General features: G+C 76.3%; 21 protein-coding genes and 1 riboswitch. Of the genes, 12 read left to right on the top strand and 9 right to left on the bottom strand.

The window, feature by feature from the left end; genetic code table 11:
- Positions 1-52 precede the first annotated feature (52 nt).
- Positions 53-859, top strand: a complete 807-nt coding sequence (locus ACI8AR_RS03495; RefSeq protein ID WP_457049739.1) for a lipase family alpha/beta hydrolase — start codon at positions 53-55, stop codon at positions 857-859.
- Here ACI8AR_RS03495 and ACI8AR_RS03490 read toward each other — a convergent pair.
- Genes ACI8AR_RS03490 through ACI8AR_RS03480 form a run of 3 tightly spaced genes read right to left on the bottom strand, consistent with a single transcriptional unit; the run spans position 856 to position 3,739 of the window.
- A complete protein-coding gene (locus ACI8AR_RS03490; RefSeq protein ID WP_457049738.1) occupies positions 856-1,668 on the bottom strand; it encodes an ABC transporter permease in 813 nt (270 codons plus the stop codon). The two genes, ACI8AR_RS03495 and ACI8AR_RS03490, sit on opposite strands and share 4 nt — an antisense overlap.
- A 36-nt stretch (positions 1,669-1,704) precedes the next feature.
- A complete protein-coding gene (locus tag ACI8AR_RS03485) occupies positions 1,705-2,622 on the bottom strand; it encodes an ABC transporter ATP-binding protein (protein WP_457049737.1) in 918 nt (305 codons plus the stop codon).
- A 10-nt stretch (positions 2,623-2,632) separates the two neighbouring features.
- Positions 2,633-3,739, bottom strand: a complete 1,107-nt coding sequence (locus tag ACI8AR_RS03480; RefSeq protein WP_457049736.1) for a transcriptional regulator — start codon at positions 3,737-3,739, stop codon at positions 2,633-2,635.
- A gap of 129 nt (positions 3,740-3,868) precedes the next feature.
- On the opposite strand from ACI8AR_RS03480, the gene ACI8AR_RS03475 reads away from it, so the two are divergent.
- Both ACI8AR_RS03475 and ACI8AR_RS03470 read left to right on the top strand, forming a co-directional pair.
- The gene (locus ACI8AR_RS03475) at positions 3,869-4,513 is read left to right on the top strand and encodes a hypothetical protein (RefSeq protein ID WP_457049735.1); all 645 of its coding nucleotides are present in this window, start codon (positions 3,869-3,871) and stop codon (positions 4,511-4,513) included.
- A 66-nt stretch (positions 4,514-4,579) separates the two neighbouring features.
- Positions 4,580-6,085 (top strand): DUF222 domain-containing protein, encoded by a 1,506-nt coding sequence (locus ACI8AR_RS03470; RefSeq protein ID WP_457049734.1) that lies wholly within the window; start codon positions 4,580-4,582, stop codon positions 6,083-6,085.
- 82 nt (positions 6,086-6,167) lie between these two features.
- Here ACI8AR_RS03470 and metF read toward each other — a convergent pair whose 3' ends face one another.
- Positions 6,168-7,100, bottom strand: a complete 933-nt coding sequence (gene metF, locus ACI8AR_RS03465) for a methylenetetrahydrofolate reductase [NAD(P)H] (RefSeq protein ID WP_457049733.1) — start codon at positions 7,098-7,100, stop codon at positions 6,168-6,170.
- A 202-nt stretch (positions 7,101-7,302) separates the two neighbouring features.
- Between metF and ACI8AR_RS03460 the strand changes: the two genes are divergently transcribed.
- The 3 genes from ACI8AR_RS03460 to ACI8AR_RS03450 are packed head-to-tail and all read left to right on the top strand — an operon-like array spanning position 7,303 to position 10,822.
- Positions 7,303-8,406, top strand: a complete 1,104-nt coding sequence (locus ACI8AR_RS03460) for a polyprenyl synthetase family protein (protein ID WP_457049732.1) — start codon at positions 7,303-7,305, stop codon at positions 8,404-8,406.
- Between the two features lie 2 nt (positions 8,407-8,408).
- Positions 8,409-9,902, top strand: coding sequence for a phytoene desaturase family protein (gene crtI / locus ACI8AR_RS03455; RefSeq protein ID WP_457049731.1), 1,494 nt, complete (start codon positions 8,409-8,411; stop codon positions 9,900-9,902).
- Positions 9,899-10,822: a phytoene/squalene synthase family protein gene (locus ACI8AR_RS03450; RefSeq protein ID WP_457049730.1), complete on the top strand. Its 924-nt coding sequence runs from the start codon at positions 9,899-9,901 to the stop codon at positions 10,820-10,822. Before crtI ends, ACI8AR_RS03450 begins: the two co-directional genes overlap by 4 nt.
- On the opposite strand, the gene ACI8AR_RS03445 is transcribed toward ACI8AR_RS03450, so the two are convergent.
- Positions 10,819-11,157 carry an Rv2175c family DNA-binding protein gene (locus tag ACI8AR_RS03445; protein ID WP_457049729.1) on the bottom strand — a complete coding sequence of 113 codons (339 nt, stop codon included), beginning with the start codon at positions 11,155-11,157 and terminating at the stop codon, positions 10,819-10,821. The two genes, ACI8AR_RS03450 and ACI8AR_RS03445, sit on opposite strands and share 4 nt — an antisense overlap.
- Positions 11,158-11,196: 39 nt before the next feature.
- Positions 11,197-11,280: riboswitch (ZMP/ZTP riboswitch) on the top strand.
- 25 nt (positions 11,281-11,305) lie between these two features.
- Between ACI8AR_RS03445 and ACI8AR_RS03440 the strand changes: the two genes are divergently transcribed.
- The gene (locus ACI8AR_RS03440; protein ID WP_457049728.1) at positions 11,306-12,763 is read left to right on the top strand and encodes a glycine hydroxymethyltransferase; all 1,458 of its coding nucleotides are present in this window, start codon (positions 11,306-11,308) and stop codon (positions 12,761-12,763) included.
- A gap of 30 nt (positions 12,764-12,793) precedes the next feature.
- Here the strand turns inward: ACI8AR_RS03440 and ACI8AR_RS03435 are convergent, their stop codons facing one another.
- Positions 12,794-12,931 carry a hypothetical protein gene (locus ACI8AR_RS03435; protein WP_457049727.1) on the bottom strand — a complete coding sequence of 46 codons (138 nt, stop codon included), beginning with the start codon at positions 12,929-12,931 and terminating at the stop codon, positions 12,794-12,796.
- 166 nt (positions 12,932-13,097) lie between these two features.
- Between ACI8AR_RS03435 and pknB the strand changes: the two genes are divergently transcribed.
- The 3 genes from pknB (at position 13,098) to ACI8AR_RS03420 (ending at position 17,281) form a co-directional block, all read left to right on the top strand.
- On the top strand, positions 13,098-15,089 hold the full coding sequence (pknB, locus tag ACI8AR_RS03430) for a Stk1 family PASTA domain-containing Ser/Thr kinase (RefSeq protein WP_457049726.1): 1,992 nt from the start codon (positions 13,098-13,100) through the stop codon (positions 15,087-15,089).
- On the top strand, positions 15,086-15,964 hold the full coding sequence (locus ACI8AR_RS03425; protein ID WP_457049725.1) for a deoxyribonuclease IV: 879 nt from the start codon (positions 15,086-15,088) through the stop codon (positions 15,962-15,964). The genes pknB and ACI8AR_RS03425 overlap by 4 nt, the downstream gene beginning before the upstream one ends.
- A gap of 138 nt (positions 15,965-16,102) precedes the next feature.
- Positions 16,103-17,281 carry a S8 family peptidase gene (locus ACI8AR_RS03420; RefSeq protein ID WP_457049724.1) on the top strand — a complete coding sequence of 393 codons (1,179 nt, stop codon included), beginning with the start codon at positions 16,103-16,105 and terminating at the stop codon, positions 17,279-17,281.
- 44 nt (positions 17,282-17,325) lie between these two features.
- Here ACI8AR_RS03420 and ACI8AR_RS03415 read toward each other — a convergent pair whose 3' ends face one another.
- The 3 genes from ACI8AR_RS03415 to ACI8AR_RS03405 all read right to left on the bottom strand — a co-directional run bounded on the left by ACI8AR_RS03415 (position 17,326) and on the right by ACI8AR_RS03405 (position 20,797).
- Positions 17,326-18,336, bottom strand: a complete 1,011-nt coding sequence (locus ACI8AR_RS03415) for a threonine aldolase family protein (RefSeq protein WP_457049723.1) — start codon at positions 18,334-18,336, stop codon at positions 17,326-17,328.
- 72 nt (positions 18,337-18,408) lie between these two features.
- Complete coding sequence (locus ACI8AR_RS03410; protein WP_457049722.1) at positions 18,409-19,746, bottom strand: class II 3-deoxy-7-phosphoheptulonate synthase; 1,338 nt, start codon at positions 19,744-19,746, stop codon at positions 18,409-18,411.
- Between the two features lie 28 nt (positions 19,747-19,774).
- Entirely contained in the window at positions 19,775-20,797 is a 1,023-nt protein-coding gene (locus ACI8AR_RS03405; protein WP_457049721.1) for an ATP-dependent 6-phosphofructokinase, read from the bottom strand.
- 98 nt (positions 20,798-20,895) lie between these two features.
- Between ACI8AR_RS03405 and ACI8AR_RS03400 the strand changes: the two genes are divergently transcribed.
- Entirely contained in the window at positions 20,896-21,291 is a 396-nt protein-coding gene (locus ACI8AR_RS03400; protein ID WP_457049720.1) for a PaaI family thioesterase, read from the top strand.
- A gap of 124 nt (positions 21,292-21,415) precedes the next feature.
- A complete protein-coding gene (locus tag ACI8AR_RS03395; protein ID WP_457049719.1) occupies positions 21,416-23,533 on the top strand; it encodes a methyl-accepting chemotaxis protein in 2,118 nt (705 codons plus the stop codon).
- The last annotated feature ends 17 nt before the right edge of the window (positions 23,534-23,550 follow it).

The raw sequence follows: 23,550 nt of genomic DNA, 5'->3' as shown, positions 1-23,550 counted from the left end.
GCAGTGTCTCCCGGCCGGGGTGGACCCCGGCCGGACCGGGGACAGTGGACGGGTGCTCGCCGGCCTGTCCCCCGCCCGCCGCCGCCTGGTCCTCGCCGTGCTGGCCCTCCTCCTCGTCGCCGCCGTGGCGACGACCGTGCTGCTCCTCACCCGGGCGGACGGGCCCGGCCCGGCCGCGCCGGTGTCGCAGGAGGAGCCCGGCCCGGTGCTGCTGGTCCCCGGCTACGGCGGCGCCACCGGCTCGCTGACGCCGCTGGCCGACCGGCTGACCGCCGAGGGCCGCGACGCCACGGTGGTCGCGCTGCCGGGCAACGGCACCGGCGACCTCACCGCCGCGGCCGGCGCGCTGGACGACGCCGCGGACGCCGCGCTCGAGCGCACGGACGCCGAGAGCGTCGACGTCGTCGGCTACTCCGCCGGCGGCGTCGTCGCCAGGCTGTGGGCCGCCGGCGACGGCGGCGAGGTGGCCCGCCGGGTGGTGACCCTCGGCTCGCCGCACCACGGCACCACCCTGGCCGACCTCGCCGCCGGCGTCGCGCCCGGCCAGTGCCCCGAGGCCTGCCGGCAGCTGGCCACCGACAGCGAGCTGCTCGCCGGTCTCAACGCCGACGACGAGACCCCCGCCGGGCCGACGTGGGTGTCGGTGTGGACGACGCAGGACGCGACGGTGACCCCGCCGGACTCCGCCCGCCTCGACGGCGCGCTGAACCTGACCGTGCAGTCGGTGTGCGCGCAGGCGCAGGTGGGCCACGGCGACCTGCCGCGCGACCCGCTGGTGCAGGCCATCGTGCTGGCCGAGCTCGCGCCGGGCGACCCCGTCCCGCTGGGCCCGGCCGACTGCGCCCGCCTCGGCGGCTAGCTGGTCACGTCCTTGGTGGTGAAGTTCGCCCACGCCGCGGTCAGCAGCACGCCGACGTACACGCCCTGCAGCGCCAGCCCGCGGACGACGTCGCGCCACAGGACCGGGTCGCGGAACAGGTCGACGAACGCGAGCCAGTAGCGCGTGGGCAGGTAGGGCGCGATCGGCGAGGCGGCGTCGAGGGTGAACAGCAGCGACGAGGTCACGAGCACCGCCAGCGCGCCGAGCGCGGCGGCCAGCGGCGAGTCGGTGAGCGTGGAGAAGAACAGCCCGAACGCCGCGACCCCGAGCATCGACACGGCGACGTAGCCGATCGCCATCAGCGTCCGGCCGGCCAGCTCCTCCGCCGTCAGCGACGTCCCCGACACCGACGTGCCGCCCGCGACCGGCCGCGCGTCGAACAGCAGCTGGCCGACGACGTAGCCGACCGCGGCGACCACCACGACGGTCACGACGACGAACGCCAGCACCGCGACCAGCTTGGCCACCAGCAGGCGGGTGCGGCCGGCCGGGCGGGCGAGCAGGTAGCGCAGCGTCCCGGCCTGCGCCTCCCCCGCGACGGCGTCGCCGCTGACCACCGCGACGGCGATCGGCAGGAACAGCGGCAGCACGATCGCCAGCGCGGCCAGCGGGTACAGCTGCCCGTTGGTGAGGACGGCGGACAGGAACGGCGGGCCCTCGCCCGGCCGCGGCGCGAGGTCGGTGACCTGCAGGAGCACCGCCACCAGCACCGGCAGCGCGTTGAGGACGGCGATCGTCGCCCAGGTGCGCGGCCGGCCGAAGGTCTTGCGCAGCTCCGTGCCGATCACGCCCGCTCCCTGCCGATCACGCCCGCTCCCTGCCGATCACGCCCGCTCCACCCGGTCCGCGCTGGTGCCCGCGGCGGCGAGCACGACCTCCTCGAGCGTGGGCCGCTGCAGCGCGAGCCCCGCCACCGGGACGCCGGCGCCGACCAGCAGCGCGTTGACCTCCGCCGGGTCCGCCCCGCGCACCACCACCCGGCCGCCGTCGGTGCCGAGCACCCGCCCGTCGAGCACGGCGCGCACCCGCTCGGGCGCCGGGGTGTCGACGACGGTGGCGCCGGTGGGCGCGGTGAGCCGCGCGATCTCGTCCTGCAGCACCAGCCGCCCGCGGTCGAGGACGCCGACCCGGCTGCACAGCTGCTCGACCTCGGCCAGCAGGTGGCTGGACAGGAACACCGTCGTCCCGCCGCGGTGCAGCTCCAGCAGCAGCTCGCGGATCTCGTGGATGCCCTGCGGGTCCAGGCCGTTGGTCGGCTCGTCGAGGACCAGCAGCTCCGGCCGGCGCAGCAGCGCCCCGGCCAGGCCCAGGCGCTGGCGCATGCCGAGCGAGTAGGCGCCGACCTTCCGCCGGCCCACCCCGCCCAGGCCGACCTGGTCGAGCACCTCGGCGATCCGCCGGCGCCGCGTGCGGCGCGAGCCGCCCGGGCCGGCGGCGTCGAGCAGCGCCAGGTTGGCCGCGCCGGACAGGTGCCGGTGGTGCGCCGGGCCCTCGATCAGCGCGCCCACGCGGGGCAGCACCCGGCGCCCGGCCCGCGGCATCCGCTCACCCAGCAGCTCGACCTCGCCGCGGGTGGGCAGCACCAGGCCCAGCAGCATGCGCACCGTCGTCGTCTTGCCCGAGCCGTTGGCGCCGAGGAAGCCGTAGACGTCGCCGGCGCGGACGTCGAGGTCGATGCCGTCGACCGCGCGCACCCGGCCGTACTGCTTGACCAGCCCCCGGGTGACGATCACCGAGCTCACGACGGCACCCTCACGACGGCGCCCCGGGGAGGCCGGCCGCGGCGTCGGCGAGCGCGTCGAGGGTGACGGTCCCGGTCAGCAGGTAGGTGCCGGAGCCGGGGGTGTCGAGCAGCATCAGCCCGAGCGGGCCGACGGCGACCCGGGTGCCGCGCCCGTCGCGCACGGCGTCGGGCGAGGCGGCCAGCGCGGAGCGGACGGCCGCCGCCAGCCGGCCGGGGACCGGCGCCACCGCCAGCAGCGTCACGCCGCTGCCGTACACGCCGATCACCTCCGGCGCGCCGGCCAGCTCCCGCCGCGGCAGGCCGGCCAGCTCGCGGGGCAGCGGGACGAGCCGCAGCCGGCGGTCGGCCTCGCGCAGCAGGCCCTCGGCGTCCTGGCCGGCCCGGGCGCGCACGTCGGCCGGCGGCACGAACGCGACGACGCCGGCTGAGGGGACGGTCAGGTCGAGGTCGAGGAAGCGGGTGTCGAGCGCGGGGACCGACGCGCCGTCGGCGACGACCTCCACGGCCAGCGGGAGGCCCGTGCCCGCGTCGGCCCAGACGTCGACGTGCGCCACCGAGGCGGCCGGCGCCGCGGGCACCAGGCGCAGGCCGAGCGCGTCGCGGCCGGCGACCCGCCGGGCGCCGATCCGGGACAGCTCGTCGTCGGCGGCCTCCGACAGCAGCCGCCGGCCCAGGGTCGCCGGCACCAGGTCCGGCGCCGTGGGCAGGGCGAGCGGGGCCGGGGCGGTGCGGGTGGCGGTCGCGGACTCGTACTCCCACGTCCACGTGCCGCCCACGTCGACGTGCACGCCGGTCTCCCCCGTCGCCGACACGACGTCGACGCGGTGCTCCTCGGGTCCGCGCCACCAGACGCGCAGCGCGGTGCGGTCGCTGAGCAGGTCGGCGACGGCGGGCAGCTGGTCACCCACGGGCAGCGCGAGCCCTCCGGCGGAGACGGCGTAGCCGGAGAAGCCGACGCCGTCGCTGGCGAGGACGGCGTCCCGCAGGTCGGCGGCGGGGACGTCGGCGTCGGCGGCCGGCAGCGCGCCCACGAGCGCGGGCAGCGACGCGAGGACGGCGACCAGCCCGACCACGACCGACCAGCGGCGGGCCCGCCCGTACCCGCGTGCGGCCATGACGGCCACGGTACGAGCGCCGCGCACGGGCGGCCCGCGGCGCCGGGGGAACGCACTGGCCGACGGCTTCGCCGTCGCCGCTGCACCGCCCGCGCATGGACCGGCCGCGCCAACGGGTACCGCTGGGGCATGGCTCCTCCGTTGAGCGACGCCGTCGTCGTCGACGTCCTGCGCCGGCTGGACCGGCTCACCGCCCCTCTCGTGCGGCGGTTGGCCCGTCCACCGCACCTCCCGACCACCCAGCGCGACGCCTGGTGGGCCGAACAGGCCGCCCAGGTGGGCGCGGTCGCGAGCAGTCTGCCGCGGGTGGCCGGCCGGCTGGCCGACCTCCTGCCGCTGCAGAACACCGTCGGGACGGCGGTCCAGTCGCTCGTGGTGCTCGGCGTGGCCAACGAGCACGGCGTCACCGACCCCGCCGTGCGGGTCTCCCTGCTGTCGGAGGTCCTGCTCGACCGCGACCTCCCGCCCGGCCGGGTCCGTCCACTGCTGGAACGGGTGCGCGGCGCCTACACCGAGACCGCGATCGGCGCGAAGGAGGAGCGGGCCGGCCTGCGGGGCATCGTGCGCACCATCTGGCGGGCCTCCCGGCTGCTCGGCCGCATCGACGAGGCGCTCGACGCCCGCCCCAAGGGGCGGATCGGCGCGCGGGCGCTGGCCCAGCTGCCGGTGGTCGGCGTCCTCGGCGGGTACGCCGCCGAGCGCGAGGCGCTGCGCAGGGCCGCCCGCATGACCACCGACCTCCTCGAGCCCGGTCGCCGCGTCAGCGTGCAGTGATCCGCTTCGGCCGTATGGCCCACTGACCTGTGAAAACTGTCGTACCCCGGCCGTAGCGTGCGGGGTGTGGAGGAGGTCGCGGAGTACGTCTCGCCCATCGAACGGGCACTCGTCGGCGTGCTCCTCGACCAGCCGGTCACCATCGGGCGACTGCCGGTGTCCCTGCTGTCGGACGAGCAGGCCGCCGCCGAACTGCAGCGGGTGCAGGCACGCAAGGCGATGGAGGCCGCCTACGAGGCCGAACTGGTGCTCCGCCTCGCCGACGCCCGCCCCGCCCACACCGACCCCGCGCCCGCGACGCCCGGTGCGAGGAGTGGTTCATGGGCCCCGGACACCGAGCTGCCCGGGGTGTCGGAGTTCTTCACCGCCGAACTCGCACTCGTGCTCAACGTCGGCCGGGGCACCGCCTCCCACCTGGCGCAGCGGGCGTGGACCTACCGCTCGCACCTGCCGGCGACCCGGGCGGCGCTGGCCGCCGGGGAGCTGGACGAGGCCCGCGCCAGGGCGCTGGTCGACGTGCTGGAGCACACCGGCCCGGCGATCGCGCGCCGGATCGAGGCCCGGCTGCTGCCCGAGGTCACCGGCCTGACCGTGGGCAAGCTGAAGAAGAAGGCGCTGGCGCTGCTGCAGGAGGCCGACGCCGACGCCATCGACGGCCGCCGGGAGACCGCGCAGCGGCACGCCGACGTGCGGCTCTACGACTGCCCGTTCGACGGCATGGCCACCCTCGCCGCCGACCTCCCCGCCGACGTCGCCGCCGCCGGCTACGCCCTCGTCGACGCCCTCGCCCGGAGGCTCAAGGCCGACGGCGATCCCCGCCCGCTCGGGCAGCTGCGCACCCTGGTCTACGCCGACCCGCTGCACCGCCCGTGGGAGACCGGCCACCCGCCGGTCACCGCCCACCTGCAGATCATCACCACCCTCAGCGCGCTGACCGGCCGCTCCCCGGAGGCGGGTGCGGTGAACGGGCTGCCGATCACCGCCGCCCACCTCCGCGAACTCCTGCAGCAGCTCGACGCGCTGGGCCTGCGCGTTCCCGAGGGCGGGTCGGTCACCCTCGCGCTGGTCGACGACGACGGCACGCTGCGCGCCACCACCACCCTGGACCAGCTCCGCCGGCTCGCCCGGGTCGGCTGCCCCGAGCACCCCGCCGAGGCCGCCTGCGGGTGCGCGGTGCTCGACCGGCCCGAGCCGACCGACCGCTACGCACCCTCCGCGCCGCAGCGGCGGTTCGTGCACACCCGCGACCGCACCTGCCGCTTCCCCACCTGCGGCCAGCGGGTCGGCTGGGCCGACGCCGACCACGTCATCCCCCACGCCCACGGCGGCACCACCGACTGCGCCAACCTCTGCTGCCTGTGCCGCAGCCACCACCGAGTGAAGACCTTCGCGAAGGGCTGGCGGTTCGAGATGACCGCCGACGGCACCCTCACCGTCACCACCCCGTCGGGCATCACCCGCACGACCCGGCCACCGGGCATGCGACCACCACCAGCCGAACCCGACCCGCCACCCGACGATCCCGGACCACCGCCACCGGCCGGACCGGACGACGAACCCCCACCGTTCTGACCGACGAGGAGACGACGGCTCGCCCGCACCGTGGCGAGCCGGCGAGCTCCGCTGCCCGCGCGACGCGCAGCAGCCGGTCCGGTCAGGGGATAGCGGCCAGCGTCGAGGGCACCGAGGTCCCGGTGCCGGCGTCGGTGAGGTTGGTGAAGACCTCCCGCGTCGCCGTCGACCGGTTCATGGTGATGAAGTGGATGCCGGGCACGCCCTCGTCCAGCAGCTGCCGGCACATCGCCGTCGCCACCTCGACGCCGTAGGCACGCACCGCCGCCTTCTCCTCGGGTGAGTCGCCGTCGAGCTCGGCGAACCGCGCCGCCAGGTCCTCGGGGAACGCCTGGCCCGACAGCTGCACGATCCGGGCGATCTGCCGCGCGTTGGTGACCGGCATGACGCCCGCGATGACCGGCACGTCGCAGCCGTGGGCGGCGACCCGGTCGCGCAGCCGCAGGTAGTCCTCGACGCGGAAGAACATCTGCGTGATCGCGAAGTCCGCGCCGGCGCGGCACTTGCGCACGAACATCTCGACGTCGGTCTCGAAGTCCGGTGAGCGCGGGTGCCGCTCGGGGAAGGCCGCGACGCCGACGGAGAAGTCGCCCATCGAGCGGATCAGCTCGACCAGCTCCGAGGCGTACTCCAGGCCCTCGGGGTGCCGGACCCACTCGGCCTGCGGGTCGGTGCCCGGTGGGTCGCCGCGCAGCGCCAGCAGGTTGCGCACGCCCGCGGCGGCCAGCCGGCTGACGACGTGCCGCAGCTCGGCGACCGAGTGGTTGACCGCGGTCAGGTGCGCCAGCGGCGTCATCGTCGTCTCGGCGGCGATCCGCTCGGTCACGGCCACGGTGCCCTCGCGGGTGGAGCCGCCGGCACCGTAGGTGACCGACACGAACGACGGCCGCAGCCGCTCCAGCTGCCGCAGCGCCGTCCACAGCTGGACCTCGGCCTCGGGCGTCTTCGGGGGGAAGAACTCGAACGACCACGTGGGCCGCGACGAGGCGAGCAGCTCGCGGACGCTTCGGGTCACGGGTGCCGAGGGTACGGGGAGCCGCAGTCGCTGCATCCGTCCACACGTTCCCGGCAGAAGACCCGGGGAAGACCACGGCAACGCGATGGCAGAGCGGCGAGGAGGTCCCGTGAGCGCCCACCACCGGCCCCTGGACAGGACGCGCACTACTCGATGGGGCGATACTGGCCGCGTGATCACCGGGGCGGCAGAGGCAGAGTCCGTGGTCCGGCCCCTGGCACCGCCCCTGGAGGCCGCCGACCTGGACCGGATCCGCGGCGCGGTGTCCGCGGCGCTGACCGGCTTCCTCGAGGAGCAGCGGACCACGCTCGCCGGGATGGCGCCGGCGCTCACCCCCGTCGTCGACGAGGTGTGCGCGCTCGCCGACGGCGGCAAGCGGCTGCGCCCGGCGTTCGCGTACTGGGGCTGGCGCGGGGTCACCGAGGACGTCAGCGGCCCGGCCGAGGACGACGCCGCGGTGCTGCGCGCGGTCGCCGCGCTGGAGTTCGTGCACGCCAGCGCCCTGGTCCACGACGACGTCATGGACGGCGCGCTCACCCGCCGCGGCCGGCCGGCCACGCACATCGGGTTCGCCTCGCGGCACGGCGACGGCGGCCTGACCGGCGACGGCGAGGCCTTCGGCGTCGGCGCGGCCATCCTCGTCGGCGACCTCGCGCTGGTGTGGTCCGACGAGCTGCTGCGCCGCTCGGGCATCAGCGCCCCGGCGCTGGCCCGCGCCCGCTCCGTCTGGGACACCATGCGCACCGAGGTCACCGCCGGGCAGTACCTGGACCTGCTGCGCGCCGCCGGCGGCCTGCCCGGCGCCCAGGGCGCGCTCACCGTCGCCCGCTACAAGAGCGCCGGCTACACCGTCCAGCGGCCGCTGCAGCTCGGCGCCGCCATCGCCGGTGCCGGACCGCGCGCCGCCGACGTCTACACCGCCGTCGGCCTGCCGCTGGGCGAGGCGTTCCAGCTGCGCGACGACGTCCTCGGCGTGTTCGGCGACCCCGCCGTCACCGGCAAGTCCGCCGACGACGACCTGCGCGAGGGCAAGCAGACGCTGCTGGTCGCCCTCGCCGAGGAGGCCGCCGACGACGCCGGCCGCCGGCTGCTGCGCACCTGCCTGGGCAACCCCGACTGCGACGCCGAGCAGCTGGACGCGCTGCGCCGGCTGATCGAGGACACCGGCGCCCGCGCCCGGGTCGAGGAGCGGATCGCGGAGCGCACCGCCACCGCCCGCCGCGCGATCGCCGCCGCCCCGATCGCCGACGAGGCCCGCGCCGCGCTCGACGCGCTCGCCGTCGCCGCGACCTCGCGGACCGCCTGAGCGTGCGCACCGTCCCCGGGCCGACCGACCGGGTCGTCGTCGTCGGTGCCGGCCTCGCCGGTCTCGCGACGGCGCTGCGGCTGCGCGGCGCCGGCCGCGAGGTGACCGTCGTCGAGCGCGGCGACGGTCCCGGCGGGCGCGCCGGCGTGGTCGCCCGCGACGGCTACGTGCTCGACACCGGCCCCTCGGTGTTCACCGCGCCGGAGCTGGTCGCCGACACGCTGGCCGCCGTCGGCGACGAGCTGGAGGACCGGCTGACGCTGCTGCCGCTGGAGACCACCTACCGCGCGCAGTTCGCCGACGGCTCGCACCTGGACGTGCACGCCGACGCCGACCGGTTCGCCGCCGAGGTCGAGGCGCTGGCCGGCCCGGCCGAGGCCGCCGCGCTGCGCCGCTACCTCGCCGACCTCGCCGAGCTGTACCGGCTGCAGCTGGCCACCTTCATCGACCGCAACCTCGACACCCCGCTGGACCTGCTCGGCCCCGAGCTGTGGGCGCTGGTCCGGCGCGGCGGCTTCGGCCGGCTGTCCTCGCACGTCGCGCGGTTCTTCGACGACGACCGGCTGCGGCGGCTGTTCAGCTTCCAGGCGCTCTACGCCGGGGTGTCGCCGTTCCGCGCGATCGCCGCGTACGCCGTGATCGCCCAGCTCGACATCGGCGCCGGCGTCTGGCACCCGGTCGGCGGGATCGGCGCGGTGCCGCGGGCGATGGCCGCCGCGGCCGCGGACGCCGGCGTGGGATTCCGGTACGGCGCGACGGTGGAGCAGCTGGAGCTGCGCGGCCGGCGGGTCACCGGCGTCTGCCTCGCGGGCGGCGAGCGGCTGCCCGCCGACGCCGTCGTCGTGACCACCGACGTGCCCGAGCGGCTGGTGCCCGGGTTCTCCCGCCGCCGCCGGCCCACCTACTCGCCGTCGTGCGTGACGCTGCACCTCGGCGTCCACGCCGAGCTGCCCGGGCAGGCGCACCACACGATCAGCTTCGGCGCGGCCTGGCGGCAGGTGTTCGACGAGCTCACCCGCGACGGCCGGCCGATGAGCGACCCGAGCCTGCTGGTGAGCATGCCCTCGGTCACCGACCGGTCGCTGGCGCCCGGCGGCGGGCAGGTGCTCAGCGTCGTGGCGCCCGCGCCGAACCTCGACCCGCACTCCGGCGGCAACCCGGGCATCGACTGGGACGCCCTCGCCCCCCGCTACCGCGACGAGGTGCTCGGTGTGCTCGAGGCCCGCGGCTGGACGGGGATCTCCGACGCGATCGAGGTGGAGCACGTGGACACCCCGCTGACCTGGGCGCGGCAGGGCATGGCGGCCGGCACGCCGTTCGCCCTGGCGCACACCTTCGGCCAGACCGGCCCGTTCCGGACGCCGACGCTGCCCCGCCGCGGCCCGGAGAACGTGGTGCTGGCCGGCTCGTCGGTGCAGCCCGGCGTCGGCGTCCCGATGGTGGTCATCAGCGGCCGGCTGGCCGCCGAGCGGATCACCGGGCCGGTGACGCGGTGACGGCGACCGAGCGGCCGCTGACCCAGGCCGGGCGGCAGGAGCGGCTCGACGCCGCCTACCGGTACTGCGCCGCGGTCAACGCCGAGCACGGCAAGAGCTACCACCTGGCCACCCGGCTGCTCACCGCGGACCGGCGCCCGGCGATCCACGCGCTCTACGCCGCCGCGCGCACCGCCGACGACCTCGTCGACCACCCCGGCGCCGACCCCGCGGCCGACCTCGCCGACTGGTCGCGGGCGCTGCTCGACGAGCTGGAGGCCGGCTGGTCCGACGACCCGGTGCGGCTGGCCACGGTGCACACCTACCGCCGGTACCGCATCCCGGTCGAGCACCTCGTCGACTTCCTCGCCGCGATGACCAGCGACCTCACCGTCACCGGCTACGCCGACATCGCCGCGCTCGACCGGTACATGTGGGGCTCGGCGTCGGTGATCGGCCTGCAGGTGCTGCCCGTGCTCGGCACCGCGCCCGGCGTCACGCAGGAGGAGGCCGCGCCGCACGCCATCGCGCTGGGCGAGGCGTTCCAGCTGACCAACTTCCTGCGCGACGTCGCCGAGGACGCCGACCGCGGCCGGGTCTACCTGCCCGCCGACGTCATGGCCGCCCACGGCGTCACCCGCGAGCAGATCGAGGCCAAGCGGTACGACGCCCGCTTCCGCGCGCTGATGCAGGAGATGGTGGAGATCGTCCGCCGCCGCTACGACGATGCGGCCCCCGGGACGCCGATGCTCGCGCCGGAGTCCCGGGACTGCGTCCGCGCGGCGACGGCGCTCTACGGCGGCATCCTCACCGAGATCGAGCGCGCCGACTACCGGGTGCTCGACCGCCGGGTGACGGTGTCCGAGCCGCGCCGGCTCGGGATCTTCGCCCGCCGCCTCGCGAGCGCCCAGGCGGTGCGACTCAGAAGGCGGCGCTCCTAGAAGGCGAGGGCCTGCGCGCGACGGGTGACCTCGGTGTGCCGGTCGCCGCGCAGCGCCTCGACCGGGGTCCCGGGCAGCGACTCGTCCTCGCGGAACAGCCACTCGAAGACCTCGGCGTCGCTGAACCCGCCGTCCTTGAGGACGGTGATCAGCCCCTGCAGGTGCCGCAGGACGGCGCCGTCCTGCAGGAAGTCGGCGGGGATGCGGCTGTTGCCGCTGCCCGGCACGGCCATGAGCTTGCCCTCGCGGACCAGTTGCCGGACCTTGTTGGGCGAGACCCCGAGGGCGTCGGCGACCTCTGCCGGCGTGAGGGTCTTCATCTCGTCGGGCTGCACGGTCCGAGCCTAGGACGGCGCGGGACCCGGCTACCATCGGCGGCGGGCCGTGACTGGCGCATCGAGGTGGGGCACCACCGGGGAGCGGCCTGCACTCCCCCGCCGGGCGCCTGGGCACCGCTGACGCCGACACCCGCCAGGAGCCCCCATGAGCGACGTGACCCCCTCCTTCGACGCCGCCGCCGCGTCCACCGCCTACCGCAGCGCCCTGTCGGTCATCGCCGACGTCGAGCCGCGGGTGGCCGACGCGATCGGCGCGGAGCTCGCCGACCAGCGCGCCTCCCTCAAGCTCATCGCCAGCGAGAACTACGCCAGCCCCGCGGTGCTGCTGACCATGGGCAACTGGTTCAGCGACAAGTACGCCGAGGGCACCGTCGGGCACCGCTTCTACGCCGGCTGCCAGAACGTCGACACCGTCGAGGCGCTGGCCGCCGAGCACGCCCGCGAGCTGTTCGGCGCCCCCTACGCCTACGTCCAGCCGCACTCGGGCATCGACGCCAACCTGGTCGCGTTCTGGGCGGTCCTCGCCCAGCGGATCGAGTCCCCCGCCCTGGAGCGGGCCGGCGTCCGGCACGTCAACGACCTCACCGACGAGGACTGGGCCACCCTGCGGCACGCCCTCGGCGACCAGCGGATGCTCGGCATGAGCCTCGACGCCGGCGGCCACCTCACCCACGGCTTCCGGCCGAACATCAGCGGCAAGATGTTCGCCCAGTCCTCCTACGGCACCGACCCGGGGACCGGGCTGCTGGACTACGACGCCGTCCGCGCCCGCGCCCGCGAGTTCCGCCCGCTGATCCTCATGGCCGGCTACTCCGCCTACCCGCGCAAGGTCGACTTCGCGAAGATGCGCGAGATCGCCGACGAGGTCGGCGCGACGCTCGTGGTGGACATGAGCCACTTCGCCGGCCTGGTCGCCGGGAAGGTCTTCACCGGCGACTTCGACCCGGTGCCGCACGCGCACGTGGTCACCAGCACCAGCCACAAGTCGCTGCGCGGCCCGCGCGGTGGGTTCGTGCTGGCCCAGCCCGAGTACAGCGACGCCGTCGACCGCGGCTGCCCGATGGTGCTCGGCGGCCCGCTGCCGCACGTCATGGCCGCCAAGGCGGTCGCCTTCGCCGAGGCCCGCCGGCCGGAGTTCGCCGGCTACGCGCAGGCCGTCGTCGACAACGCCGTGTCCCTCGCCGAGGGGCTGTCCCGCCGCGGCGCCCGCCTGGTCACCGGCGGCACCGACAACCACATCGTGCTGCTCGACGTCTCCGGCTTCGGCCTCACCGGCCGGCAGGCCGAGTCGGCGCTGCTCGACGCCGGCATCGTCACCAACCGCAACGCGATCCCGGCCGACCCGAACGGCGCCTGGTACACCTCCGGCGTCCGGCTGGGCACCCCGGCGCTGACCACCCGCGGGTTCGGCGCCGCCGAGTTCGACCGCACCGCCGAGCTGATCGTCGACGTGCTGTCGCACACCAGCCCGACCGCCACGAAGGACGGCTCGCCGTCGAAGGCGAGGTACGTCGTCGACGGCGGCCTGGCCGAGAAGACCCGCGCGGCCGCGGCCGAGCTGGTCGCCGCGCACCCGCTCTACCCCGGGCTCGAGCTGTCCTGAGCCCGGGGCGGGTGCCCCGGGCCGGGACCGTCAGACGTCGCTGTCGCGGTCCTCGGGCTTCTTCGACGTCTCGACCTCGGTCTCGGTGACCGGGGCGCCGCTCCCCTCGTCCGCGCCGCCGCGCTCGACCTCGCCCTGCGGGCCCGGCTCGGGTGTCTGCTCGCTCACGCGCTCGTCCTCTCGCTCGTCGATCGGTGCCCGCACGCCTACCCCCGCCGGGGCGGGGGCACGCGGGCGACCCCTCCCGTGACCGGTGTGACGGGAGGGTGTGGCGGCCCGCCCGCCTGCGCGTGTGCCGACCGCTCCGGGGCGGTGCGCTCCTAGACTCCTGCCCGTGGACACCGCCGTGACCGACCCCGTGGTCGGCCTGGTCCTCGAGGGGCGCTACCGCCTCGAGGAGCGCCTCGCGCGCGGCGGCATGTCCACCGTCTACGCCGCCACCGACCTCCGGCTGCACCGCACGGTCGCGGTCAAGGTCATGGCCGAGCACCTGGCCCACGACCCGACGTTCGTCGGCCGGTTCACCCGCGAGGCCCGCGCCGCCGCGATGCTCAGCCACCCCAACGTCGTCGGGGTGAGCGACCAGGGCAGCGACCAGGGGCTGGTCTTCCTGGTGATGGAGCTGGTCCGCGGCCGCACGCTGCGCGACCTGCTGCAGGCCCGCGGCCGGCTGACCGTCGCCGAGGCCTTCGCCGTCCTCGAGCCGGTGCTGGCCGGGCTGTCGGCCGCGCACCGCGCCGGCATCGTGCACCGCGACGTCAAGCCCGAGAACGTGCTCATCGGCCACGACGGCACCGTGAAGGTGGCCGACTTCGGCCTGGCCCGCGCGCTCACCGGCACCGGGCAGACCAGCCACACCGGCGGCGTGCTCATCGGCACCGTCGCCTACCTGTCCCCCGAGCAGCTCGAGCGCGGCCGCGCCGACGCCCGCAGCGACGTCTACGCCGCCGGGCTGGTGCTGTTCGAGATGCTCACCGGCCACCCGCCCTACGGCGGCGACACCCCGCTGGCCGTGGCCTACCAGCACGTGCACCACGACGTGCCCCTGCCCTCGGCCGAGGTGCCGGCCGTGCCGTGGCAGGTCGACGAGCTGGTCAAGCGGACGACGCGCCGCGAGCCCGCCGTCCGCCCGCTCGACGCCGGCGCCTTCCTCGCCGACCTCGAGGACGTCCGCAGCGACCTGGGCCTGGCCCGCGTGCCGGTGCCCACCGGGCGCAGCTCCGCGGGACCCGCCACCATCCGGCCGACCAACCGGCCCCCTCGCCGGCACCCGAGCGACCCCGGCGACGGCGGCACCGAGCCGGGCACCGAGGTGCTCGGCGGCGCCCGCTCCTCCCGCGCCGGCCGCACCAGCCTGCTGCCGAACGTCGGCACCGGCTCGACGGCCGACGTCGGCGGGCGGCGGCCCGCCCCGCCGCAGCGCACCGGCGTCTCGCCGCAGGTGCGGCGCCGCCGCGCGCGGCTGGCCGTCGCCGTCGTGCTGCTGCTGGCGGTCACCGTCGGCGCGATCGGCTGGTGGATGGGCTCCGGCCGCTGGACGCAGGTGCCCGCGCTGGTCGGCAGCGACCGCGCCGCCGCCGTCGACCTGCTGCAGGAGGCGGGCCTGGACCCGGTCTTCGCCGAGGAGCAGTTCAGCGAGACCGTGCCCGAGGGCGTGGTCATCTCCGCCGACCCCGACGGCGGCGAGGCGATCCGCAACACCGACGTCGAGCTGGTGGTCTCCAAGGGCCCCGAGCGGTTCACCGTGCCCACCGACCTGGTCGGGCAGCCGATCGAGGCGGTGCGCGAGGCGCTGGCCGGCATCCCCGTCCTCCCCACCGAGCAGCAGGACTACGACGAGGACGTCCCGGTCGGGTCGGTCACCGGCTTCGAGCCCGAGGCCGGCACGGAGGTCCGGCGCGGCGACCCGGTGGTCGTCTACGTCAGCCGCGGGCCGGCGCCGGTCGCGATCCCCAACGTGGTCGGCCAGCCCGCCGACGCCGCGCAGGCCAACCTGGAGGCCGAGGACTTCACCGTCGTCCGCACCGAGGGCCGCAGCGCCGACGTCCCCACCGGGGCGGTCATGGCGGTCACCCCGGGCCCGGGCACCGAGGCGCCCTACGGCAGCGAGGTGACCATCCAGGTCTCCATCGGCGTGCCGCAGGTGACCGTGCCCGACGTGACCGGCATGGGCGAGGACGAGGCGACCGCGGCCCTGGAGGCCGCGGGCCTGACGGTCACCACGTCCACCTTCATCACCGGCGACCGCGTGTACCGGCAGAGCCCCGGCGCGGGCACCGTCGTCGACCTGGGCAGCCAGGTGAGCCTGCTGCTGAGCTTCGGGTGACGTCGATCCCCGTCGGGGCGCACGTCCAGGTGGCCGGCGGTTTGGCCACCGGCGGGCTGCGCTACACCGACGACGTCGGCGCGCAGGCGGTGCAGGTCTTCGTCGGCAACCCGCGCGGCTGGAAACGGTCGGCCGGCGACCCCGCGCAGGACGCCGCGTTCGTCACGGGCCTGGCCGAACGCGGCGTCCCGTCGTTCGTGCACACGCCGTTCCTGGTGAACGTCGGCTCCCCCACCCCGGCGACCGTCGACCGCTCGATCGAGACGATCGCCGCCGACCTCGCCCGAGGGGTGCAGCTCGGCGTGCGCGGCGTCGTCGTGCACGCGGGCTCCGCCGTGGACGAGGACCGCTACGAGGCCGCGCTGCGCCAGCTGCACGAGCGGCTGCTGCCGGTGCTCGACGCCCTCCCCGACGACGGCCCGCGGCTGCTGGTCGAGCCGACGGCGGGCGGCGGCCGGTCGCTGGCGGCCACCGTCGAGGACCTCGGCCCCTACCTCGCGGCGCTCGACTGGCACCCGAGGGTGGGCGTCTGCCTGGACACCTGCCACGCGTGGGCGGCCGGGCACGACCTGGCCGCCCCGGGCGGGACGACGGCGACGCTCGACGCGCTGGAGGCCACCGTGGGCCCGGGCCGGCTCGGGCTGGTGCACGCCAACGACTCCCTCGACGAGCGCGGCTCCAAGCGGGATCGGCACACCACCATCGGCGAGGGCTCGATCGGCGTCGGCGCGTTCGGCGAGCTGATGGCGCACCCGTCGATGGCCGGGGTGCCGGTCGTCGTCGAGACGCCGAGCGCCGACCGCGGCCACGCCCGCGACATCGCCCTGCTGTGCGCCCTGCGCGACGGCCGTCCGGTGGAGTCCTCCGCCGCCTGAGCGGCGCGCCCGGGGAGGGCGACACGCCGCGGTCACCCTGCGGATTCGTTCCTTCACTTGCGGTGATCTACGGCACGGGATTGGCTCGCATCCCGCCGCGGCCGCCCGGTTGCGGGGAGTTCCCCCGAGGAGCCGTCCTTGCCCACTCGTCGCACCCTGGCCGTCGGCGTCGTCGCGCTGGCGACCGCCGGCCTCGGCGTCACCGCCGGCCCCGCCTCCGCCGCCTCCGCCGACGGCGGCCCGCGGGCCACCTACGTGGTCACCGTCGACCGCTCGACCCTGCCCGACCAGGCGGCGGACCGGGCCCGCGGCCTCGGCGGCCGGATCGCGCACGTCTACACCGCGGCGCTCACCGGCTTCGCCGTCGAGCTGCCCGAGGCCGCCGCGGGCCGGCTGTCGGCCATCCCGGGCGTGGTCGCCGTCGAGCGCGACCAGGTGGTCACCGCCGAGGGCGCGCAGTCCGGCGCGCCGTGGGGCCTGGACCGCACCGACCAGCGCGACCTGCCGCTGTCCGGCACGTTCGGCTACACCGCCACCGGCAGCGGCGTCACCGCCTACGTCGTCGACACCGGCATCAACGACGCGCACGCCGACTTCGGCGGCCGGGCGGTCTCCGGGTACGACGCCGTCGACGGCGGCCCGGCCGACGACTGCAACGGCCACGGCACCCACGTCGCGGGCACCGTGGGGGGCACCACGTACGGCGTCGCCAAGGGCGTGCGGCTGGTCGGCGTCCGCGTCCTGGACTGCGCCGGCAACGGCACCACCTCCGGCGTCGTCGCCGGCATCGACTGGGTGACCGCGGACCACGCGGCCGGCGCGCCGGCGGTGGCGAACATGAGCCTGGGCGGCGGGGCGAGCACGGCGATCGACACCGCCGTCCGCAACTCCATCGCCGACGGCGTGACCTACGCCGTCGCGGCCGGCAACGGCAACACCGCGGGCGTGGCCCAGGACGCCTGCGCCTCCTCCCCCGCGCGGGTGCCCGCCGCCCTCACCGTGGGCGCCACCGACCGCACCGACACCGCCGCGTCGTTCAGCAACCACGGCACCTGCGTGGACCTGCTCGCGCCCGGCGTCGGCATCACCAGCGCCTGGCACACCTCGCCGACGGCGACCAGCACGATCAGCGGCACGTCGATGGCCACGCCGCACGTCGCGGGCGTCGCCGCGCTGTACCTGCAGGGCAACGCGGGCGCCGCGCCGGCGACGGTCGCCGGGGCGGTCACCGCGGCCGCGACGACCAACCACGTGACGCTCTCGCGGACCGCCACCCGGGCCGGCACGCCCAACCGGCTGCTGTTCAGCTCCTGGTGAGCCGCGGCGCCCGCCGGCCACCCCAGCGGTGGCCGGCGGGCGCCTCAGCGGTCGAGGAGGTCGGCGAGGACGTCGCCGGCGCGGTCGACCGCGGCCCGGTCGACGTCGAGGTGCGTGACCAGGCGGATCCGCCGGGGGCTCACCTGGGACACCAGCACGCCGCGCGCCTTGGCGGCCTCGGCCACGACCGGCGCCGGGACGTCGTCGACGACGACCATGTTGGTCTCCACCGTGGCCGGGTCGACGCCCAGGCGCTTGGCCAGCAGCCGGGCGTGCTCGTGGTCCTCGGTCAGCCGGGCGAGGTGGGAGTCCAGCGCGTACAGCCCGGCCGCGGCCAGCACCCCGGCCTGCCGCATGCCGCCGCCCAGGCGCTTGCGCCACAGCCGGCCGGCGGCGATCCGCTCGGCGGAGGCCACCAGCACCGACCCGACCGGCGCGCCGAGGCCCTTGGACAGGCAGACCGACGCGGTGTCGGCCAGCCGCCCGTAGGTGGCGAGCTCCACGCCGGAGGCGACGGACGCGTTCCAGATCCGGGCGCCGTCGAGGTGCACGGCGACGCCGGCGTCGCGGGACCAGGCGAACAGCCGCTCGAGCTCGGCCAGCGGCTGCACCCGCCCGCCGCCGCGGTTGTGCGTGTTCTCCACGGCGACGGCGGCGGTGGCGGTCAGGTGCCAGTCGCCGCGCGGGCGCACCTGGTCGACCAGCGCGTCCGCGTCGAGCAGCCCGCCGTCGGAGACGACCGTGCGGGTGGAGATGCCGAACACCGCGGCCGCGGCACCCATCTCGTAGGTGACCACGTGCGCGTCGGCGTCGCAGAGCACCTCCTGGCCGGGCTCGCAGACCAGCCGCATGCCGATCTGGTTGCCCATCGTCCCGGACGGGACGAACAGCGCCGCCTCGTGGCCGAACAGGTCCGCGACCCGCTCCTCGAGCGCCCGGATCGCCGGGTCCTCGCCGTAGACGTCGTCGCCCACCTCGGCCTCGGCCATCGCCCGGCGCATCGCCGGGGTGGGCCGGGTGACGGTGTCGGAGCGGAGGTCGATGAAGGAGGTCATCCCGTCAGTCTTTCCGGCCCCGCTGCAGGGGCCCGCCGTGAGCCTGCGAACGGTGGGGGGCAGCGGGGTCCTTCATCCACGCAGCATCTCCGCCACGAGGAAGGCCAGCTCCAGGGACTGCCCGGTGTTCAGCCGCGGGTCGCAGGCGGTCTCGTACCGGCTGTTGAGGTCCTCGTCGCTGATCTCCATGGCCCCGCCGAGGCACTCGGTGACGTCCTCGCCGGTGAGCTCGACGTGGATGCCGCCGGGCCAGGTGCCCAGCGCGCGGTGCACGTCGAAGAAGCCGAGCACCTCGTCGACGATCCGGTCGAAGTGCCGGGTCTTGTAGCCGGTCGAGGACTCGTGGGTGTTGCCGTGCATCGGGTCGCACTGCCACACGACCTGGTGGCCGCTCGCGGTGACCTTCTCCACGATCGGCGGCAGGACGTCGCGGATCTTCCCGTTGCCCATGCGGCTGATCAGCGTCAGCCGGCCCGGGACGCCGTGGGGGTCCAGCCGCTCGACCAGCTCGGTGGCCTGCTCCGGGGTGGTGGAGGGCCCGATCTTGACGCCGATCGGGTTGGCGATGCGCGACATGAACTCCACGTGCGCGCCGTCGAGCTGGCGAGTGCGCTCGCCGATCCACACGAAGTGCGCCGAGGCGGCGTAGGGCCGGCCCTCGTGCACCCGCAGCAGCGCGGCCTCGTAGTCGAGGATCAGCGCCTCGTGGCTGTTGTAGAGCTCGACGCCGCGCAGCGCGCTGTCGTCGACCCCGCAGGCCTTCATGAACGCCAGCGCCCGGTCGATCTCGCGGGCGATGACCTCGTAGCGGACGCCGGCCGGCGAGTTCGCGACGAAGTCCTTGTTCCAGTCGTGGACGGCGTGCAGGTCGGCCAGGCCGCCGTGCGCGTAGGCGCGGATCATGTTCATCGCCGCGGCCGAGTTGGCGTAGGCGCGCACCAGCCGGTTCGGGTCGGGGATGCGCTTCTCGAGCACCGGCTCCAGCGAGTTGACCATGTCGCCGCGGTAGGACGGCAGGCCCAGGGCATCGGTGTCCGACGAGCGCGGCTTGGCGTACTGCCCGGCCACCCGCCCGACCTTGACCACCGGCACGCTCGCGCCGTAGGTGAGGACGACGGCCATCTGCAGCAGCGTGCGGGTGGTGCTCTGCAGGTGGGCGTCGGTGTTGAGGTCGAAGGTCTCCGCGCAGTCCCCGCCCTGCAGCAGGAACGCCCGCCCCTGCGCGACCTCGGCCAGCCGGCCGCGCAGCTCGTCGACCTCGCTGGGCGCCACGATCGGCGGCACGGACGACAGCGTCGTGAGGACGCCGTCGAGGGCGGCGCGGTCGGGCCAGGTCGGCTGCTGGGCGGCGGGGAGCTCGCGCCACCGGTCGAGACCGGGCACCGGCTGCGGGGATGGGGACAGGCTCACGCCGTCGAGGGTACGGCGGTCCCCCGCCTCACCCGAAGAACACCTCGGCCTCGGCGTACCGCTCCAGCGGCACCAGCTTGAGCCGCGCGGTGGCCTCCGCGATCGGCACCGGGACGACGTCGGTCCCGCGCAGCGCCACCATGACACCGGAGCGCCCCTCGTGCAGCGCGCCGACCGCGGCCAGGCCGAACCGGGTGGCCAGCACCCGGTCGAACGCCGACGGCGTGCCGCCGCGCTGGATGTGCCCGAGCACCACCGCGCGCGCCTCCCGGCCGGTGCGCTCCTCGAGCAGCGCGGCCAGCGCCGCGCCGATGCCGCCGAGCCGGACGTGGCCGAAGGCGTCGCGCTCGCCGGTGGCGGTCACCAGGTCGCCGTCGGCCGGCCGCGCGCCCTCCGAGACGACGAGGATCGGCGAGTAGCCGGACTCGAAACGGTGCAGGCAGTGCGCGACCACGGCCTCGACGTCGAACGGGCGCTCGGGCACCAGCACGACGGTGGCGCCGCCGGCCATCCCCGCGTGCAGCGCGATCCAGCCGGCGTGCCGCCCCATCACCTCGACGACCAGCGTCCGGTGGTGGCTGTCGCCGGTGGTGTGCAGCCGGTCGATGGCCTCCATCGCGACGCCGACCGCGGTGTCGAAGCCGAACGTGTAGTCGGTGCCGTCGAGGTCGTTGTCGATCGTCTTGGGCACGCCGACCACCCGCACCCCCTCCCCCGTCAGCTTCGCGGCGACGCCGAGGGTGTCCTCGCCGCCCACCGGGACCAGCGCCTCGATCCCGTGCCGCTCGAGGGTGGCCATCACCCGCGCGGGCCCGCCGTCGATGGCGTAGGGGTTGGTGCGGGAGGTGCCGAGCACGGTGCCGCCGCGGGGCAGCAGCCCGCGGACGGCGGGCAGGTCCAGGGGGACGGCGTCGTCGTCGAGCAGGCCGCGCCAGCCGTCGCGGAAGCCGACCACCTCGTCCCCGGAGCCGATGCCGCACCGGACCACGGCCCGGATGACCGCGTTGAGGCCGGGGCAGTCGCCCCCGCCGGTCAGGATCCCGATGCGCACGACGCCTCCCGGAGGGACGAACCGCAGGTCAGCACGATCCTGCACCCATCCGTGACCGCGGTCACCGTCTGCGCGCCGGAACCGGCAGGATCGCCGCCGTGGACCCCGCCGAGCTGCTCGCGCTGATGCCCTTCGCCGTCGCCACCGGCGTCGAGCTGGACCGGGCCGGGCCCGGGGAGGTCACCGGCCGGCTGCCGTGGGCGCCGCAGCGGTGCACCGCGGGCGGGGCGCTGCACGGCGGCGCGCTGATGACGCTGGCCGACACCGTCGGCGCCGTCTGCGCCTTCCTCAACCTGCCGCCCGGGGCGTCGACGTCGACCCTCGCCTCCTCGACGTCGCTGCTGCGCGCGGTCCGCGGCGGGACCGCGCACGCCACCGCCCGCCCGCTGCACGTCGGCCGCTCGACGGACGTCGTCCTCACCGAGGTGACCGACGACGACGGGCGGCCGGTGGCCTCGGTCACCCAGACCCAGGCCGTGCTCGGACCCGCCTGAGTCACGGTCCGCCCCACCCGCCCCGGCCGCCCCACCGCGGCGGGTTCCGGTACAGGACCGGCCGCCTCCTGCCGACGCTGCGGCGCGGTGCCGGGTGCTCTGCCCGGGCCGGGAGGGGGACGACGTGCTCGGACGGTGGGGCATCAGGACGAAGGTGGTCGCGCTGGCCGTCGCCAGCGTGGCGGCGACCGGCGGCGCGATGGCCGGGGTGAGCGCGTGGCAGAGCGCGCGGTTCGCCGACACCACCCAGGAGTCGGTGACCGAACTGGTCGAGGAGAGCGTCGCGCGCACCGCGGCCGGCGTGCAGGACGTCGTCGCCACCCAGGGCCAGTCCACCGCCGCGCGGGTCGACAGCCAGCTCGCCGTCGCCCTCGACGTGCTGGCCCGCTCGGGCGGGCTCACCGTCGGCGGCCCCGGCGGGCCCGTGCACTGGGAGGCGGAGAACCAGCAGTCCGGCGAGGTGACGCCGGTCGACCTGCCCCGGGTGACCGTCGGCGGGCAGTGGCTCGGCCAGAACGGCGACCCCGCGCTGCCCACCGCCGTCGTCGACCAGGTGGAGGCGCTGGTCGGCGGCACCGCGACGATCTTCCAGCGCACCCCGACGGGCGACATGCTCCGCGTGGCCACCAACGTCACCGGCGCGGACGGCCGGCGGGCGATCGGCACCTACATCCCCGCGGTCAACCCCGACGGGCAGCCGAACCCGGTGGTCGCGGCGGTCACCTCCGGGCAGACCTACCGCGGCAACGCCTTCGTCGTCGGCTCCTGGTACGTGGCGGCCTACACGCCGCTGCTGGACCGGGCCGGGCAGCTGGTCGGGATGCTCTACGTCGGCGAGCAGCAGCAGGCCATCCCGGCGCTGCGGGAGAGCCTGGAGGCCACGCAGGTCGGCGCGCACGGGCACGTCGAGGTGTGGGGCGGCACCGGCGACCGCGCCGGCACCGTGCTGGTCAGCCCCGGCGGCGCCCGCGACGGGCAGGCGCTGATCGACGCCACCGACGCCGACGGCCGCCCCCACGTGCGCGAGATCGTGGACGCGGCCCTCGGCCTGGCGGACGGCGAGCAGGCGACCGTGCACTTCACCGACCCCGAGGCCGGCCCGACCACCGCCCAGGTCGCCTACTACGCGCCGTGGGACTGGGTGCTGGTCACCCTCGCCCGCGACGCCGACTTCACCGGCCCGGTCGACCGGCTCGCCGACGGCCGCGCCGCCATGGTCACCGCGCTGGTCCTCGCCGCCGTCCTCGTCGCGCTGCTCGGCGGGGTCGTCGCCTGGCAGCTCGGCCGGCGGCTCACCGCGCCGCTGCACCAGCTGCGCGCCCGCATGGCCGAGATCGCCGACGGCGAGGGCGACCTGACCCAGCGCACGACGGTCACCGGCGACGACGAGGTCGGCCAGCTGTCCGCGGCGTTCAACCGGTTCGTGGAGAAGGTCGCCGGCACCGTGCGCGACATCGGCGGCTGCGCCCGCCAGGTGGCGGCGTCGGCGTCGGGCGTGGCCGCGGTCGCCGACGGGCTGGCCACCCGCGCCGCCCGCAGCCGCGACCAGGCGCAGGCGGCGCACACCGCGGCCAGCGACATCAGCGCCGGCGTGTCCGCGGCCGCGGCCGGCGCGGAGGAGATGGGCCTGTCGATCACCGACATCGCCCGCAGCGCCGCCGAGGCCGCGCAGGTGGGGCGGCAGGCCGCCGAGCTCGCCCGCCGGACCGAGGGCGCGATCGCCGCGCTGGGCACCAGCTCCGCGGAGATCGGCGAGGTGGTGCGCGTCATCGCCGCCGTCGCCGAGCAGACCAACCTGCTCGCGCTCAACGCGACCATCGAGGCCGCCCGCGCCGGCGAGGCGGGCAAGGGCTTCGCCGTCGTGGCCAACGAGGTCAAGGAGCTCGCGCAGGAGGCCGCCCGCGCCAGCGACGACATCGCGCGCAGGGTCGAGGCGATCCAGGCCGACACCGGCGCCGCGGTCGGCTCGATCACCCGCATCGCCGAGGTCGTGCACGCGATGAACGACCACCAGCTGACCATCGCCAGCGCGGTGGAGGAGCAGTCGGCGACCACCCGCGAGCTGACCCGCAGCGTCGCCGCGGCCGCCGAGGGCGCGGGCTCGGTGTCCGCCACGCTCACCACGGTCAGCGCCGACGCCCGCGACAGCGCCGACGACGTCGACCGGGCGCACGCCGCCGCGGTGGAGCTCGACGGGCTCTCCCAGGAGCTGACCCGCCTGCTCGCCGTCTTCACCGTCTGAGGCCCCTGCCCACGCAC

The organism is Geodermatophilus sp. SYSU D01036 (assembly GCF_054050435.1).
The sequence above is the reverse complement of the archived record's forward strand: the minus strand, read 5'-3'. Positions and strand labels throughout refer to the sequence as shown.

Bases quoted from the DNA above. Each gene is read 5' to 3' on its own strand.
- ACI8AR_RS03415 (WP_457049723.1), bottom strand. From the start codon at position 18,336: ATGACCTCCTTCATCGACCTCCGCTCCGACACCGTCACCCGGCCCACC.
- ACI8AR_RS03475 (WP_457049735.1), top strand. From the start codon at position 3,869: ATGGCTCCTCCGTTGAGCGACGCCGTCGTCGTCGACGTCCTGCGCCGG.
- ACI8AR_RS03440 (WP_457049728.1), top strand. From the start codon at position 11,306: ATGAGCGACGTGACCCCCTCCTTCGACGCCGCCGCCGCGTCCACCGCC.
- ACI8AR_RS03480 (WP_457049736.1), bottom strand. From the start codon at position 3,739: ATGGCCGCACGCGGGTACGGGCGGGCCCGCCGCTGGTCGGTCGTGGTC.